This is a genomic window from Demequina iriomotensis (genome assembly GCF_000971395.1).
Lineage (GTDB): Bacteria > Actinomycetota > Actinomycetes > Actinomycetales > Demequinaceae > Demequina > Demequina iriomotensis.
In genome coordinates, this window is record NZ_BBME01000009.1 from 84,207 (window position 1) to 98,979 (window position 14,773).

The 14,773-nt window shown below is 68.8% G+C and carries 15 protein-coding genes; 8 read left to right on the forward strand and 7 right to left on the reverse strand.

From position 1 onward, the window contains the following. Positions 1 to 135: 135 nt before the first annotated feature. The 4 genes from AOM09_RS00485 to dnaA form a co-directional block, all read right to left on the reverse strand. Entirely contained in the window at positions 136 to 699 is a 564-nt protein-coding gene (locus AOM09_RS00485) for a DciA family protein (protein ID WP_062382707.1), read from the reverse strand. Then, on the reverse strand, positions 692 to 1,816 hold the full coding sequence (gene recF, locus AOM09_RS00490; RefSeq protein WP_062382710.1) for a DNA replication/repair protein RecF: 1,125 nt from the start codon (positions 1,814 to 1,816) through the stop codon (positions 692 to 694). The genes AOM09_RS00485 and recF overlap by 8 nt, the downstream gene beginning before the upstream one ends. Next, positions 1,816 to 2,943, reverse strand: coding sequence for a DNA polymerase III subunit beta (gene dnaN / locus AOM09_RS00495; RefSeq protein WP_062382713.1), 1,128 nt, complete (start codon positions 2,941 to 2,943; stop codon positions 1,816 to 1,818). The genes recF and dnaN overlap by 1 nt, the downstream gene beginning before the upstream one ends. A 1,166-nt stretch (positions 2,944 to 4,109) precedes the next feature. Next, complete coding sequence (dnaA, locus tag AOM09_RS00500) at positions 4,110 to 5,480, reverse strand: chromosomal replication initiator protein DnaA (protein WP_082098780.1); 1,371 nt, start codon at positions 5,478 to 5,480, stop codon at positions 4,110 to 4,112. A gap of 257 nt (positions 5,481 to 5,737) precedes the next feature. Between dnaA and rpmH the strand changes: the two genes are divergently transcribed. The 8 genes from rpmH (at position 5,738) to AOM09_RS00540 (ending at position 10,962) form a co-directional block, all read left to right on the forward strand. Beyond that, a complete protein-coding gene (gene rpmH / locus AOM09_RS00505; protein WP_062382720.1) occupies positions 5,738 to 5,875 on the forward strand; it encodes a 50S ribosomal protein L34 in 138 nt (45 codons plus the stop codon). 2 nt (positions 5,876 to 5,877) lie between these two features. Further along, positions 5,878 to 6,222 (forward strand): ribonuclease P protein component, encoded by a 345-nt coding sequence (gene rnpA, locus AOM09_RS00510; protein ID WP_062382724.1) that lies wholly within the window; start codon positions 5,878 to 5,880, stop codon positions 6,220 to 6,222. After that, positions 6,219 to 6,509: a membrane protein insertion efficiency factor YidD gene (gene yidD / locus AOM09_RS00515; protein WP_082098691.1), complete on the forward strand. Its 291-nt coding sequence runs from the start codon at positions 6,219 to 6,221 to the stop codon at positions 6,507 to 6,509. The genes rnpA and yidD overlap by 4 nt, the downstream gene beginning before the upstream one ends. 19 nt (positions 6,510 to 6,528) lie before the next feature. Beyond that, the gene (yidC, locus tag AOM09_RS00520) at positions 6,529 to 7,545 is read left to right on the forward strand and encodes a membrane protein insertase YidC (RefSeq protein ID WP_062382728.1); all 1,017 of its coding nucleotides are present in this window, start codon (positions 6,529 to 6,531) and stop codon (positions 7,543 to 7,545) included. Then, complete coding sequence (locus AOM09_RS00525; RefSeq protein WP_062382731.1) at positions 7,542 to 8,021, forward strand: Jag family protein; 480 nt, start codon at positions 7,542 to 7,544, stop codon at positions 8,019 to 8,021. The genes yidC and AOM09_RS00525 overlap by 4 nt, the downstream gene beginning before the upstream one ends. 19 nt (positions 8,022 to 8,040) lie before the next feature. Further along, the gene (gene rsmG, locus AOM09_RS00530) at positions 8,041 to 8,682 is read left to right on the forward strand and encodes a 16S rRNA (guanine(527)-N(7))-methyltransferase RsmG (RefSeq protein ID WP_062382733.1); all 642 of its coding nucleotides are present in this window, start codon (positions 8,041 to 8,043) and stop codon (positions 8,680 to 8,682) included. 289 nt (positions 8,683 to 8,971) lie between these two features. Next, positions 8,972 to 9,961, forward strand: coding sequence for a ParA family protein (locus AOM09_RS00535; protein WP_439644946.1), 990 nt, complete (start codon positions 8,972 to 8,974; stop codon positions 9,959 to 9,961). Next, positions 9,958 to 10,962 (forward strand): ParB/RepB/Spo0J family partition protein, encoded by a 1,005-nt coding sequence (locus tag AOM09_RS00540; RefSeq protein WP_062382736.1) that lies wholly within the window; start codon positions 9,958 to 9,960, stop codon positions 10,960 to 10,962. The genes AOM09_RS00535 and AOM09_RS00540 overlap by 4 nt, the downstream gene beginning before the upstream one ends. A 64-nt stretch (positions 10,963 to 11,026) precedes the next feature. On the opposite strand, the gene AOM09_RS00545 is transcribed toward AOM09_RS00540, so the two are convergent. The 3 genes from AOM09_RS00545 to trxB all read right to left on the reverse strand — a co-directional run bounded on the left by AOM09_RS00545 (position 11,027) and on the right by trxB (position 14,682). Further along, positions 11,027 to 11,962, reverse strand: a complete 936-nt coding sequence (locus tag AOM09_RS00545; protein WP_062382739.1) for a D-alanine--D-alanine ligase family protein — start codon at positions 11,960 to 11,962, stop codon at positions 11,027 to 11,029. Between the two features lie 16 nt (positions 11,963 to 11,978). Further along, the gene (locus AOM09_RS00550; RefSeq protein ID WP_062382743.1) at positions 11,979 to 13,289 is read right to left on the reverse strand and encodes an aminotransferase-like domain-containing protein; all 1,311 of its coding nucleotides are present in this window, start codon (positions 13,287 to 13,289) and stop codon (positions 11,979 to 11,981) included. Between the two features lie 64 nt (positions 13,290 to 13,353). Further along, positions 13,354 to 14,682, reverse strand: a complete 1,329-nt coding sequence (gene trxB, locus AOM09_RS00555) for a thioredoxin-disulfide reductase (protein WP_062382746.1) — start codon at positions 14,680 to 14,682, stop codon at positions 13,354 to 13,356. Positions 14,683 to 14,773: the final 91 nt, after the last annotated feature.

The window sequence follows — 14,773 nt, forward strand, 5'->3', positions numbered from 1 at the left end:
CCTCGTCGGGGCCGCACGGCGCGGGGACGCCTCGTGCTTGCATGGCACCAAGTGCCTCAACCACGATACGTCCGTTTCGCGGCTATCGTGACCGATCCCAATGTGGGGATCGTCACATGAGGGACGGCGCCTCGATCACCCGTAGGTGTCGCGCGGCCCTCGACCCTTCACCGTACGAGGGCCTTTGGTCCACGAGCGTGGCGCGGTGGGGCCGAGCACCTTGAGCTCCGTGACGATCTCGCGGCCGAACTCCTCGTTGATGCGGTGGCGGATCTGGCCCGACATGATCTGGAGCTGCGTCGCCCACGCGGTCGAGCTGGCCTTGACGGTGAGCACGCCCTCGTCGAACCCGAGCGGCTCGCAGTGATCGGCGATGCGATCGCCGATGACCTCACGCCATCGCCCGGTCACCGAGGAGACCTCGATCTGCTCGGTCCAGCCCATGCGGCGCAGCAGCGACGCGACGGCGTCGCCCATCGGCAGAGGGTCCCGGCCGTTGGTGTACGGCTCGGTGGAGCGCCGTGCCTCGGTGCGCTGCTTGCGTGCGCGGCCGGGGCTGGTGCGCTTCGCACCGCGCTGGCGAGCCGCCTGACGCGCACGCTCGAGCGCCTCCCGCGCCATCCGTGCCGCGTCGGTGGGCACCAGCGGCTCGCCGGGGGAGTCGGCAGCGGGATCGGGGACGATGCCCTCGTCACTCATCGCCGACCCTCCCCTTGGTCACGGGGATGACCCTGCCCGCGAGCGACGACGGCACATCCTCGGCGACGGCAGCGGTGATGAGCACCTGGCTCGCGCGCTCGAGCCGTGCCGCCAGGGCGGCGCGCCGGCCCGCGTCGAGCTCGGCGAAGACATCGTCGAGGATGAGCACCGGCTCCCCGTCCTCGTCCGAGTCCGGCCCGGCCTCGGACGTGAGCAGGTCGTAGGTGCCGATGCGCAGCGCCAGCGCGCAGGACCACGACTCGCCATGGCTCGCGTACCCCTTCGCGGGCATGCCGGCGAGCCTGATCTCGAGGTCGTCACGCTGGGGACCCGCGAGCGTCACCCCGCGCTCGAGCTCCTTGGGACGCAGCTCGCCCAGCCGTGCCAGGAGCAGGTCAGCGAGCGCGCTCGCTTCCCCTGGAAGCGACTCTGCCAGGGACGATGCATAGGAGATCCCGCACTCACCACCATCGGGAGCGACATCCTCGTAGGCGGCCTGGACGTGAGGCGCGAGCGCGGTCACCGCACGTAGGCGAGCCGCGACGATGCGGCCGCCGAGCTCGGCGAGCTTCTCGTCCCAGATGTCGAGCATCGTGAGATCGCCACGCGCGTTCCTCGAGGTCTTCAGCATCGTGGTGCGCTGCCGGAGCACGCGGTCGTAGTCGGCGAGATCGCCGGCGAGGGCGGGCTGCAGCGCGACGCAGAGCTCGTCGAGGAACGCGCGCCGCCCCGAGGGATCGCCCTTGACCAGCGCCAGATCCTCCGGCGCGAACAGCACGGTCCTCAGGATGCCGAGCAGGTCGCGCGGACGCGCCGCGCCTCGATTGAGGCGCGCCGTGTTCGCACGGCCCTGCGTGAGCGTGACCTCGAGCCCGAGGGTCCTGCCCGCCTTCTCCACCTTGGCCCTCACCACCGCCCGCTCGGCGCCGAACCGGATGAGCGGGGCGTCCGACGCGACGCGATGCGAGCCGAGCACCGACAGGTAGCGGACCGCCTCGACCAGGTTGGTCTTGCCCTGCCCGTTGCGCCCGACGAACGTGGTGACGCCCGGGCCCAGCTCGACGTCGGCGTCCGGGTACGAGCGGAAGTCGGCGAGCTGAACGTGGGTGACGCGCACTAGGAGGCGATGCGGATGGGCACCAGGAGGTAGCGGAAGTCCGTGGAGACCTCGCCGCCGGGCTCCGAGAGCCCGACGAACTCGACAGGCTTGGTCTCCTGCGTGAAGCCGAGCTGCACGAAGTCGCTGCCGAGCGCCGAGAGCCCGTCGAGCAGGTACTGGGGGTTGAACGCGACGGTGATGGGCTCGCCGTGAAGGTGAGCCGTCAGCGCCTCGGACGCCTGCGCATCGTCGCTCTGGCCCGCATCGAGCGTGACCTCGCCCTCCGCGAAGGCGAGCCGCACCGACGAGTTGCGCTCGGCGACGAGCGCGACACGACGGGTCGCGTCGATGAGGTCCTGCGTGCGGACGGTCGCCGTGATGGGGCTCGACTCCGGGAAGAGGCGACGCACCTGGGGGTAGTCGCCGTCCATGAGGAGCGAGGTGGTGACCAGGCCGCCGGCCTCGAAGCCGATGAGGTCCATGCCCTGACCCGAGCTCAGCGCGACGGTGACCTCTCCGGCTCCCAGGGACTTCGCGGTGTCGGACAAGGTCTTCGCCCGCACGAGCGCGACCGCGCTGATGTCGGTCTGGGACGGGGTCCACTCGAGCTCGCGGAGCGCGAGGCGGTAGCGGTCGGTCGCGAGGAGCGAGATGTGGGAGCCCTCGATCTCGACGCGCACACCCGTGAGGATGGGAAGGGTCTCGTCGCGGGACGCCGCCGAGGTGACCTGCGCGACGGCCTGCTGGAGGGTCGACCCGTCGATGGTGCCGGAGGTCTCGGGCAGCTCGGGCAGCGACGGGTACTGGTCGACGGGCATCGTCGCGAGCGTGAAGCGCGAGGCGCCGCAGGTCACGGTGACCTTGGTGCCCTCGAGCGAGAGCTGCACGGGCTTGTGCGGGAGAGCGTTCGCGATCTCTCGGAGCAGTCGACCGCTGACGAGCACCTCGCCGGCGTCCTCGACGTCTGCGGGGAACTCGCCGCGCGCGGATACCTCGTAGTCGAAGCTCGCCAGGCGCACGAGACCCTCGGTGTCCGCGGTGATGCGGACGCCCGCAAGGACGGGGACCGGCGGGCGTGCCGGCACGGCACGCGACGTCCATGCGACGGCGTCTGCCAGAACGTCGCGCTCGACGGTGAACTTCATGCTTGCTCCTCTGATTCCGAACACAGACTATGCCACGGGTCCGACGATGCCGGGAGGCGACGACGACGACGGCGACGCTTCGGGGCGCCGGCCCAGATGAAGGCCATGTGGACAATCACAAGAAAGTGGTCTCATAGTCGTATTAGGCGCCGTGGATTCTGTGGAAGGCCGTCATCATCGCTGGAAATCACAAGAATCGGCATGTGAGATTCCTGAGGGCGGATCGACGGTCGGCTGGGGACGGCCCTGGGATGGACCGCGTGGGCGCCTCAGGATTCTTGTGATTCTTCACAGGTCGTCCCCTGGGGATCCAGCACGTCATCCACGGGCGTCCACAGAGTTTTCCACATTTGTGAGGGAAATCGGCCGGGAGGTGCTCCAGGGGCCCGCACGGCCCGCTCACGAGCCGCTGCGCGAGGTCGATCCCACCACGTAGAGGCCCTCGGTGACGCAATCCGGGCGGCTCTGACGGAGGTCCTCCGAGGCCCTCGGCTCGCAGCCCTCGTGAGGATCGGTCCTGACGAACGATTCAGGCACCTTCGGCACACCTGGGCGTGTCGGGGCTCTATGAGGCGTCGATTCGCTCGTCAGGACGCGCCAGGAGCGAGGCGAGCTCCGGGGCGTCGGCGTGGTGGGACGATGCTCCGGTCTGGCGTCACGCGACAGGTCGCGTCATATCGCGTTCTGGCGAAGGAATCGGGGCGTCCCGGCGCACCGGGACCGCGCGCGGCGCCCGAGGGCCCGGAATCGTGCGTCAGGAGCCACGGAGACGATGAGGCGGTGGCGTCGGCCTCGATCCTCGCGGTGGGCACGATCGTCGCCGCGCGGGCGGTGCGGCGCATGCGAGCCCGCCCGCGGTCCGGCGCGGGCGGATGGTCAGCATCCCGCAGGACGGCTGCTGACGAACGATTCGGCCGGTCGTGGCGCCGACGGGCGCCCTTCGGCGCCCGAGGCCCCGGAATCGTGCGTCAGGAGCCGCCGAGAGCGCCAGAGCAGCGAGGAGGCGTCCGCGCCTCGTCTCGGCGGCGTCGCGGCCGTCGATGCGAAGCGCCGCCACGAGGGCTCCTGGAGAAGGATTCGGGCCCTTGTCGGGCCGTGGAGGCGTGAGGGCGCGCCGAGGCGCCCGAATCGTTCGTCAGGAACGATCGAGTCGGGCGGGCTCGACGCTAGGCGCGCGACTGCTTGATGCGGGCGTGGATCTCGTTGACCTGGTTGTACATCTGGCGCCGCTGCGCGATCTGGTCCTCGACCTTCTTGACCGCGTACATGACGGTGGTGTGGTCCTTGCCTCCGAAGTGCTCGCCGATCTTGGGCAGCGAGAGGTCCGTGAGCTGGCGGCACAGGTACATGGCGATCTGCCGTGCCGTCACGAAGACCCGGGAGCGGCTGGTGCCGGTGAGCTCCTCGAGGGAGATGCCGAAGTACTCAGCGGTCTTGCCGATGATCGACGCGGCCGTGATCTCCGAGTCGTCGTCGGAGATGAGGTCCTTGAGGACCACCTGCGCGAGCGACAGGTCGACGGGCTGCCGGTTGAGCGCGGCGAAGGCCGTGACGCGGATGAGCGCGCCCTCGAGCTCACGGATGTTGCTCGTGATGTTGGACGCGATGTACTCGAGGACGTCCGAGGGCGCCTGGACAGCATCGGCCGCGGCCTTCTTCCTCAGGATCGCGACGCGCGTCTCGAGGTCCGGCGGCTGGACGTCGGTCATCAGCCCCCACTCGAAGCGCGTGCGCATGCGCTCCTCGATGCCGTCGAGGTAGCGCGGGCTCACGTCCGAGGTGATGACCACATGCTTGCCCGCGTTGTGCAGCGCGTTGAACGTGTGGAAGAACTCCTCGAGGGTCTGCTCCTTGCCCTGCAGGAACTGGATGTCGTCGATGAGGAGGACGTCGACCTCGCGGTACGTGCGCTTGAAGCTCAGCGAGCGGTCGTCACGGATCGAGTTGATGAAGTCGTTGGTGAACTCCTCCGAGTTCACGTACCTCACCCGGGTCTGGGGCTTGAGGTGCCGGGTGTAGTGGCCGATCGCGTGCAGCAGGTGCGTCTTCCCCAGCCCGGAACCGCCGTAGATGAACAGCGGGTTGTAGGTCTTACCAGGCGATTCGGCCACCGCGAGGGCGGCCGCGTGCGCGAAGCGGTTCGACGGCCCGATGACGAAGGTGTCGAACGTGTACCGCGGGTTGAGGTGCGGGTCCTCGACCACCGGGGCCGGTGCCGGCTCGGGCCTCCGCACGGCGGGCCGCGGCGCATCGTCCGCGACGGCGTCGCCGTCGGTCGACGCGGGCGGCGTCACCGATGCGTCGACCGTCACCGCGATCCGCACGTCCCGGCCGAGCACCTCGCTCAGCGCCTCGGTGACCGGCCCGCGCAGGGTGGTCTCGACATAGTTCTTGGTGAAGTCCTCGGCGACCGCGAGGAACACGTTGTCCTCGACCACCGCCAGTGGCTTCACGAGCCGAAGGAAGGATCGGTTCTGTGCGCTCAGCGACCCGTCTTCCGTCAGGAAGTCGAGCGCACCGCGCCACACTGCGTCGATCGATTCCGGGGCAGGCTCTGCCGCCACTGGCGTCACCCCCAAGTTGTTTCCACAGAGTTGCTCACAGTCGGTGCATGGCCCGTCACCTGCTCGTTACCGCGTCGCCGCGTGTCGCTCAGCTGGTGCGTGGCCGTGATGGTGGAGCCTATCCTGTTCGGGTGGCGCCACCCAAGGGCGCGCCGCGATTTGACCGTCGTGGTGGATACGCGTAACGTGAGTGCGCTGATTTGACCATGCCCTGAAACTTGGAGTTACCCGTGAGCAAGCGGACTTTCCAGCCGAACAACCGCAAGCGTGCCAAGACGCACGGCTTCCGTCTGCGCATGCGTACGCGTGCCGGACGCTCGATCATGGCGTCGCGCCGCCGCAAGGGCCGCGGCAAGCTCTCGGCCTGAGGTTGCTGCCGGCCGACGCGCGTCTGCGATCGTCCGCGGAGTTCCGCTCCGCGATGCGATCGGGGACTCGCAGCGGCCGGCGCACCGTCGTGGTGCATCTGGCGCTCACCGGCGATGCTTCGCGCATGGCCGGTTTCGCTGTTTCTAAGGCCGTAGGAGGTGCGGTGGTGCGCAATCGCGTCAAGCGACGCCTTCGCGCGATCATGTCGCCGCGCCTCGCCGCGCTTCCCGCCGGCAGCTCGGTGGTGGTGCGGGCGCTCCCGCCGGCCGCGGCCGCATCGTTCGCGACCCTCGAGGCCGATGTCGACGGCGCGCTTCGGCACGCGATGTCGAAGGCGGGCCGATGAGCATCGCGGCACGTGCACTCGGTGGCGCCATCCGTGGCTACCAGCTGACGGTGTCGCCGCTCACCGGGCCGCGCTGCAAGTTCCACCCGTCCTGCTCGCACTTCGCGCTCGAGGCCATCCAGGTCCATGGCGCGGCCGTGGGCTCGAGCCTCGCGGCGTGGCGACTGCTGCGCTGCAACCCCTGGAGCAACGGTGGCGTCGACGACGTGCCGGCGAAGGGGGAGCGACTCTTCCGCCTCACGCGCAATAATGCCGCGATGCTGACCGAACCGACCTCAGCCGTCTGACCGAAGGACTAGCGCCTCCATGCTTGACACCATCCTCTACCCGCTCGAATGGGTCGTCGCCAACGTCATGGTGATCTGGCACTGGGTGTGGTCCGCGATCGGGCTCGATCCGGCGGCCGGCATCACCTGGGCCCTGTCGATCGTCGGCCTCGTGATCACCATCCGTGCCGCGCTGATCCCGCTCTTCGTCAAGCAGATCAACGCCTCGCGTGCGATGCAGGTGATCGCGCCCGATCTCAAGAAGATCCAGGACAAGTACAAGGGCAAGAAGGACCAGGCGTCCCGCGAGGCCATGAGCCGCGAGACGATGGAGCTCTACTCCAAGCACAAGACGAACCCCTTCGCCTCGTGCCTGCCGATGCTCATCCAGGCGCCGATCTTCTTCGCGCTGTTCCGTGTGCTCAACTACCGCCTCGAGGGCAATGCGAGCGGCAGCGGCAGCACCGAGGGAATCGGCATGCTGACCAACGAGGTCGCGGCCCAGGCCCAGCACGCCGAGCTGTTCGGCGCCTCGCTGTCCGACTCGTTCTTCAACAGCCCCGGGGCGGCCGCCAAGATCCTGTCGGTGGTGCTGATCGTCGCGATGGTGGCCACCACGTTCCTCACCCAGCACCAGCTCACGCGCAAGAACCTGCCGGCGTCGGCGCTCGAGGGGCCGATGGCCCAGCAGCAGAAGATCCTCATGTACGCGCTGCCGTTCATCTTCGTGATCTCCGGCCCGAACTTCCCGATCGGTGTGCTGATCTACTGGACCACCACCAACGTGTGGACGTTCGGGCAGCAGTGGTACGTGATCCGCAACAACCCGACGCCGGGATCCGAGGCCGACAGGCTCCACAAGGAGCGGCTGGCCGCAAAGGCCGCGAAGCGTGCGGCGAAGCGAGGCGAGGACCCGCAGGCGGCCGTGATCGAGGCGGCTCCCGAGGAGGAGAGCGCCCAGAAGCGATCCGGCCAGCGCCAGCAGCCCAAGCGCAAGAGCCGTGGCGGCGGCAAGTCTCAGCAGCTTCCTGTGAACGACGACAAGGACCTCTCATGACCGACAACATCAAGAAGCTCGACGCCGAGGGCGACGTCGCGGCCGACTTCCTCGAGGAGCTGCTGGACATCCTCGACATGGATGGCGACATCGACATCTCGGTCGAGGCCGGGCGTGCCAAGGTCGCGATCGTCGCGGATGGCCCGAGCCAGGACCTCAAGCGACTGGTCGGCCCTGACGGCGAGGTTCTCGAGGCGCTCCAGGACCTCACGCGCCTGGCCGTCCAGTCGGAGACGGGCGAGGTGAGCCGCCTCATGCTCGACATCGCGGACTTCCGTGCGGGACGCCGCGAGCGTCTTGCCGAGCAGGCGCGAGAGGCGGTCGCGCAGGTGCGCGAGTCGGGAAGCCGGGTCGCGCTTCCGGCGATGAACGCGTTCGAGCGCAAGGTGGTGCACGACGTGGTACTCGAGGCCGGCCTGTCCTCGGAGTCGGAGGGTGAGGACCCGCAGCGCTACGTCGTCGTGCTTCCGGCCTGACGTTTCACGTGAAACAGCGATGACAAACGCGAGCCTCGGCGAGGATCCCCTGCACCAGAGCGACGCGGTGCGCGAGTACTTCGGTGATGTGTACCCGCGGGTGCTGGCGTTCGCGGAGCTGCTCGCACGGGAGGGCGTCGAGCGCGGACTCATCGGTCCGCGCGAGGTGACGCGCCTGTGGGAACGGCACATCCTCAACTCGGCGGCGCTCATGCCGTTCCTGGGGGAGGGCCGCGTGGCGGATGTCGGTTCGGGCGCCGGGCTGCCGGGCATGGTCCTGGCGGCCATGGACCCCGAGCGCGACTACGTGCTGATCGAGCCGATGGAGCGCCGCACGCAGTGGCTGTTCGAGGCGGCTCGGGAGTGCGGCATCGACAACGCGAGGATCGTGCGCGGCCGTGCCGAGGAGGTGGCCGAGTCCGTCGAGGTCGAGGTCGTCACTGCGCGTGCCGTGGCTGCGATCGACAAGCTGGTCAAGTGGTGCTCGCCGTTGCTCACATCCCAGGGACGCATGGTGCTTCTCAAGGGAAGGAGCGCGGCCGACGAGCTCGAGCGTGGCAAGTACACGCTTCGCAAGCAGCGGTTCACGGGCGAGGTGCACCGCGCCGGCACGGTGCCCGGGGTCGAGGAGACGACGGTGGTGGTGCTGGAGAGGGTGTGATCTCCACACGTCGTCTCCACAACGCTATGCACAGCGATTCGTTCGGGAATCGGGGTCCCATGACCGTCTTTTCCACAGGCGCTCGGCGGCGATGTCGGTGCCCTCGCGCATGATGATGTCGACCGTGGAGGGCTTGTCATGCACGCATCGTGCTGGGGTAAAGTCGGGGATTCCGGCAGGCGTTCTCGTTCATGACTGAGATGCCCCGGCTTCTCGAATGGGGCTTGTGTTTCACGTGAAACGAATGACGTCACGTCTGTCCGTACCGCCGTATGCAGAAGGGAACTGGGTGTCCAGCGACAACATGCACGCACCGATCGCTTCAGGCGAGCCGCGTGGCGCCGCCACCGCTGTTTCACGTGAAACACGAGATCCCTTCGACGGTCTCGCCGACGACGCCGACAGCCCTCTCGCGGCGGAGATGATGGCGACGGAGCGTCGGCGCCGCGAGCTGGAGACGGCAGACTTCCCCAAGCCGCCGGGCACCCGCATCATCGCGGTGTCCAACCAGAAGGGTGGGGTGGGGAAGACCACCACCTCGGTGAACGTGGCCGCGGCGTTGGCGAAGCGTGGCGCGAACGTGCTCGTGGTGGATGCCGACCCGCAGGGCAACGCATCGACCGCGCTCGGCGTCGAGCATCGGTCGGGGACGCCCTCCATCTATGAGGTGCTGCTCGACGACACCCCGATGGCGAAGGTCGCTCAGCGGTGTCCGGACATCGACACGCTCTGGTGCATCCCCGCGACCATCGATCTCGCGGGTGCCGACATCGAGCTCGTCTCGGTGGTCCGGCGCGAGTTCCGCCTGCACGATGCGCTGAAGGAGCTGCTCGCCGGCCCTGGCAAGGACCTCGACTACGTCTTCATCGACTGCCCGCCGAGCCTGGGCCTGCTCACGCTCAACGCGATGGTCGTGGCGACCGAGGTGATGATCCCCATCCAATGCGAGTACTACGCTCTCGAGGGCCTCACGCAGCTCATGAAGACGGTGGAGATGGTGCGGAAGCACCTCAATCGGGGCATCCACGTGTCGACCATCGTCCTCACGATGTACGACGGTCGCACCAATCTCGCGCGCGAGGTCGCCAACGAGGTCCGTTCGCACTTCCCGACGCAGACGCTCGAGCAGACGGTGCCGCGCTCGGTGAGGGTTTCGGAGGCCCCGGGATTCGGCCAGACTGTCATCACGCATGACCCCCATTCCTCGGGTGCGGTCGCCTACATGACGATCGCCAGGGATATCGCGGTGCGCGGAGCCGCGGGATCGGAGAGCAAGTGAGCAAGGCGAAGCGTGGCCTCGGACGGGGCCTGGGCGCCCTGATCCCCACCGAGCCCGAGGAGGACAGCATCGCCGCACCCGCGAGGGACCGCCCGCGCGATGTCTTCTTCTCCGATACCTCGACGGCGGCGATCCCGACGATCACCGAGGTGTCGGAGGACGGGGAGCTGGTCCCGGTGCCCGGCGCCGCCTTCGCACACATCGAGCCGGCGAGCGTGGTGCCGAATCCGCGGCAGCCGCGCTCGGTCTTCGACGAGGACGCGCTCGCCGAGCTGGTCGCCTCGATCAAGGAGATCGGCGTCCTGCAGCCGATCGTCGTGCGTCCCCACCCCACGGGGGAGGGCTACGAGCTCATCATGGGTGAGCGGCGCCTTCGCGCGACCAAGGAGGCCGGCCTCAGCGAGATCCCGGCGATCATCCGTTCCACGGACGACACCGACATGCTCCGCGATGCGCTGGTCGAGAACCTGCATCGCAGCCAGCTGAACCCGCTCGAGGAGGCGGCCGCCTACCAGCAGCTCCTCGAGGACTTCGGGATCACCCATGAGGAGCTCGCGGCGCGGATCGCACGATCGCGCCCGCAGATCTCCAACACGCTGCGTCTCCTCAAGCTCCCGGCGACGGTGCAGCGCCGCGTCGCGGCGGGTGTGCTGAGCGCGGGCCATGCCCGTGCCCTGCTGGGGCTCGACTCCGCCGAGGCGATGGAGCACCTGGCTACCCGCATCGTCGCGGAGGGCCTGTCCGTGCGCGCGACCGAGGAGGCAGTTGCGCTGGGGGTCGAGGCTCCGCGCCAGCGCCGCGGCACCACGCGTGCCGGGGGTAGGACCGAGGCGCTCGACGAGCTCGGAGGGCGGCTAGGCGACCGCTTCGACACGCGCGTGAAGATCAAACTCGGACGCGCCAAGGGCTCGATCACGATCGACTTCGCCACGGTCGACGACCTCAACAGGATCGTCGCGATGATCGATCCTCAGGATCCCGGGGTGCTCGCCGCGCAGTAGGCCGCATCAGCACAAGGCCCGGATCGCGATGATCCGGGCCTCGTGCTTCGTCGGCACGGCGGGTTCAGTCGCGCGAGACGGCCGTCTCGATGACCTCGCGGTACACCGCTCCGAGGTCGAGGCCCGCAGCCTCCGCCGCTTGCGGGAAGAGCGACGTCTCGGTCATACCAGGGGCGATGTTGATGTCGATCACCTGCGGGACGCCCGACTCGTCGAAGATGAGGTCGATCCGCGAGAGGTCCCGCAGGTCCATCGATCGGTGCACGGCGAGCGCCGTCGACGCCGCCGCCTCGGCCTGCGCGTCCGTGAGCCGGCCGGGGCAGAAGTACTCGACGCGACCCGGGTTGTAGCGCGCGTCGTAGTCGTACGCGCCATCGGTGACGGTCTCCACGGCAGGAAGGACACGGGCCGTGTCGCCGGTCCCGAGCACGCTCATCGCGACCTCCGTGCCGGCCACGAAGCGCTCGACCAGCGCGGTGTCGCCGTACGCGAAGCAGTGGACCATGGCACGCGCGAGATCCTCGCGTTCGCGGACGATCGACACGCCGAGCGCCGAACCTCCGCGCACCGGCTTCACCACCACGGGAAGCCCGAACTTGGCGACAACGGCATCGAGCACCTGCTCCGCACCCACCTCACGGAACAAGGATTGAGGCAGGGTGACGTGCTCGGGCGTCGCGATGCCGGACCTCGCCATCACCGCCTTCGAGACGGCCTTGTTCCAGGCGACGCGTGCCGAGTGCGATGCCGTGCCGACGAAGGGGACCCCGACCAGCTCCAACAGCGCCTGAAGCGAACCATCCTCGCCGGTGGCACCGTGAACCAGGGGCCAGACGACGTCGATGTCGCCGTGACGGAGCGTCGGGATCAGCTCGGTGTCCACATCGACCAGGCTGACCTTGTCGACGGCGCCCCTCAGCGCCTCCTGCACGCGCCGGCCCGAGCGGATCGAGACGTCGCGTTCGTGGGAGAGCCCTCCGGCGAGGATCAGTGCATGCATGGGGGTCCCTTCGTGCTCAGAAGAGGTCGGGTGCGGGGAAGTCGACGGTGTCGCCGGCGGCGCCGCCCGCGGTGCCGAAGATCCGTACGGTCTCGAGCTCCGCGTCGACCACGGTCGCGAGCCGCCGCACCCCTTCGCGGATGCGATCAGGGGTGGGGAAGCAGTAGGACAGGCGCAGGTGATCGGTACCGGAGCCGTCGATGTAGAACGCGCTGCCGGACACGTACGCGACGCGCGCCGTGATGGCACGGGGAAGCATCGACTTCGCATCGAGGCCGTCGGGGAGCTTCACCCACACGTAGAAGCCGCCTTCGGGCACGTTCCAGGAGGCCTCGGGGATGTGCTCGCTCAGGGCGGAGATCATCGCGTCGCGCCGTTCGCGGTACTGCTCGCGGAACTTCTTGATCTGGCCCTGCCAGTCGAAGTGCTCGAGGTAGGTCGCGATCGCCATCTGCGACGCGTTCGACGGCGAGAGGATCGCGGCCTCGGACGCGAGCACCAGCTTCTCGCGCACCGCGTGAGGCGCCACGGCCCATCCCACCCGGTAGCCGGGAGCGAAGGTCTTGGAGAAAGACCCCAGGTAGATGACCCCTTCGGGGCTCATCGAACGCATCGCGGGCAGCGGCTCCTGGTCGAAGCCGAGCAGCCCGTAGGGGTTGTCCTCCAGCACCAGCACACCGTGCCGCTGGCAGATGTCCAGCACCTGGGGACGCCGCTCGAGCGACAGCGTCACGCCGCCCGGGTTGTGGAAGTTGGGCACCGTGTAGAGGAACTTGACCCGCTTGCCCGCCGCCGCGAGGCGTGTGAGCGTCTGCTCCAGCGCCTCCGGGATGAGGCCGTGGGCGTCCATGGGGACGTGCACCACCTCGGCCTCGTGCGCACGGAAGACCCCGAGCGCCCCGACGTAGGACGGCGCCTCGGCCACGATGACGTCGCCCGGGTCGATGAAGATCTTGGTGACCAGGTCGAGCGCCTGCTGCGAGCCCGTGGTCACCACCACATCGTCCGGGTGAGCCGAGATTCCCTCGAGCGCCATGACGTCGAGGATCTTCTCGCGCAGCACGGGATCGCCCTGCCCGGACCCGTACTGGAGGGCGACCTCGCCCTGCTCCACGATGAGCCGTCGGCTCATCTCGCCGAGCTCCTCGAGCGGCAGGCCTCCGATGAAGGGCATCCCGCCCGCGAGCGAGACCACCTCGGGACGGCTCGCGACGGCGAAGAGCGCGCGGATCTCCGAGGCGCGCATCTGGTGCGCGCGCTGCGCATACGACCCGTACCAGGGATCGAGGCGGGTGCCCTCGCGAGGGGTGGGAGTGCCGTCGCTCATGGCGCAAGTCTGGCACGGCGCCCGGGGTCCAGCCTGCAACGGCCTGGACCCCGGACGCCGACGTTCAGGAGCCGACGGGAGCGGCGATGACCTCGTCGAAGAGCTGCACCAGCGCGGGCTTGGGACGTGCGCCCACGACGGACCGCACCACCTGGCCGTCCTTGAAGAAGCTCATCGTCGGGATGGACGTCACCCCGTAGGCCATGGCGAGCTCGGGGTTCGCGTCCGTGTCGACCTTGACCACCTTGAGCCGGCCGGCGTACTCCTCGGCGAGCTCGTCGAGCAGGGGCGCCACCGCGCGGCACGGGCCGCACCACGTCGCCCAGAAGTCGACCACCACGGGGACCGAGCTCTGGAGGACCTCCGCCGGGAAGGAGTCGACGGTCGCGTTGACCGGCACCGCAGGAAGCTGGGCCGGCGCCGCCACCGCGTCCGCGGGCTCGACGGCCGCCGGTGCGACGTCGGCGAGCGAGTCGAGGAAGTGTTGGGCGTCGAGGGCGGCGGCGCAGCCCGAGCCGGCGGCGGTGATGGCCTGGCGGTAACGGTTGTCGACCAGGTCGCCGCACGCGAACACACCGGAGACGTTGGTCGCGGTGGTGCGGCCGATGACCTGGACGTAGCCCTCGGCGTCGGTGTCGACCACACCCGTGACCAGCTCCGAGCGCGGCTCATGACCGATCGCAACGAACAGCCCGGTCGCGGCCAGCGTCGACTCCTCACCGGTGACCCGGTTGCGCACCCGCACCCCGGCGAGCTTGTCCTCACCGTCCAGCCCGACCACCTCGGAGTCCCACACGAACTCGATCTTCGGATCCGCATGGGCACGGTCGGCCATGATCTTCGACGCCCGCAGCTCGTCACGGCGGTGCACCAGATACACCTTCGACGCGAACCGAGTCAGGAACGTCGCCTCCTCCACCGCGGAGTCGCCACCACCGACGACCACCACCGCCTGGTCACGGAAGAAGAACCCGTCGCACGTGGCACACCACGACACACCCTTGCCCGACAGCCGCTTCTCATCGTCCAGCCCCAGCTCCCGGTACGCCGACCCGGTCGCGAGGATCACCGCCGACGCCGTGAACGTGCCCGACATGCCCGTCACCACCGTCTTGACCGGACCCTCAAGATCCAGCGACACCGCATCATCGAACAGCACCTCGGCACCGAAACGCTCCGCCTGCGCCTGCAACGTCTCCATCAGCTCAGGACCCTGCACCCCCTCGACGAACCCCGGGAAATTCTCCACCTCCGTGGTGTTCATCAACGCCCCACCCGCCGTGATCGACCCCGCCACCACCAACGGCGCAAAACCCGCACGCGCCGCATAGATAGCCGCCGTATACCCGGCAGGACCAGAACCGACGATGATCAGGGTGCGGTTGTCGCTCACGATGTTTCCTCGTTCGATGGGGATGCCCGGCGGTCACGGCCGGGCGGCGTTCTGTCAACAGATGGTACGGGGACGATGTTCCCCGCACGGG

Coding starts and splice junctions, on each gene's coding strand:
- AOM09_RS00485 (WP_062382707.1), bottom strand. CDS start 699: ATGAGTGACGAGGGCATCGTCCCCGATCCCGCTGCCGACTCCCCCGGC.
- dnaN (WP_062382713.1), bottom strand. CDS start 2,943: ATGAAGTTCACCGTCGAGCGCGACGTTCTGGCAGACGCCGTCGCATGG.
- yidD (WP_082098691.1), top strand. CDS start 6,219: ATGAGCATCGCGGCACGTGCACTCGGTGGCGCCATCCGTGGCTACCAG.
- yidC (WP_062382728.1), top strand. CDS start 6,529: ATGCTTGACACCATCCTCTACCCGCTCGAATGGGTCGTCGCCAACGTC.
- AOM09_RS00525 (WP_062382731.1), top strand. CDS start 7,542: ATGACCGACAACATCAAGAAGCTCGACGCCGAGGGCGACGTCGCGGCC.
- rsmG (WP_062382733.1), top strand. CDS start 8,041: ATGACAAACGCGAGCCTCGGCGAGGATCCCCTGCACCAGAGCGACGCG.
- AOM09_RS00545 (WP_062382739.1), bottom strand. CDS start 11,962: ATGCATGCACTGATCCTCGCCGGAGGGCTCTCCCACGAACGCGACGTC.
- AOM09_RS00550 (WP_062382743.1), bottom strand. CDS start 13,289: ATGAGCGACGGCACTCCCACCCCTCGCGAGGGCACCCGCCTCGATCCC.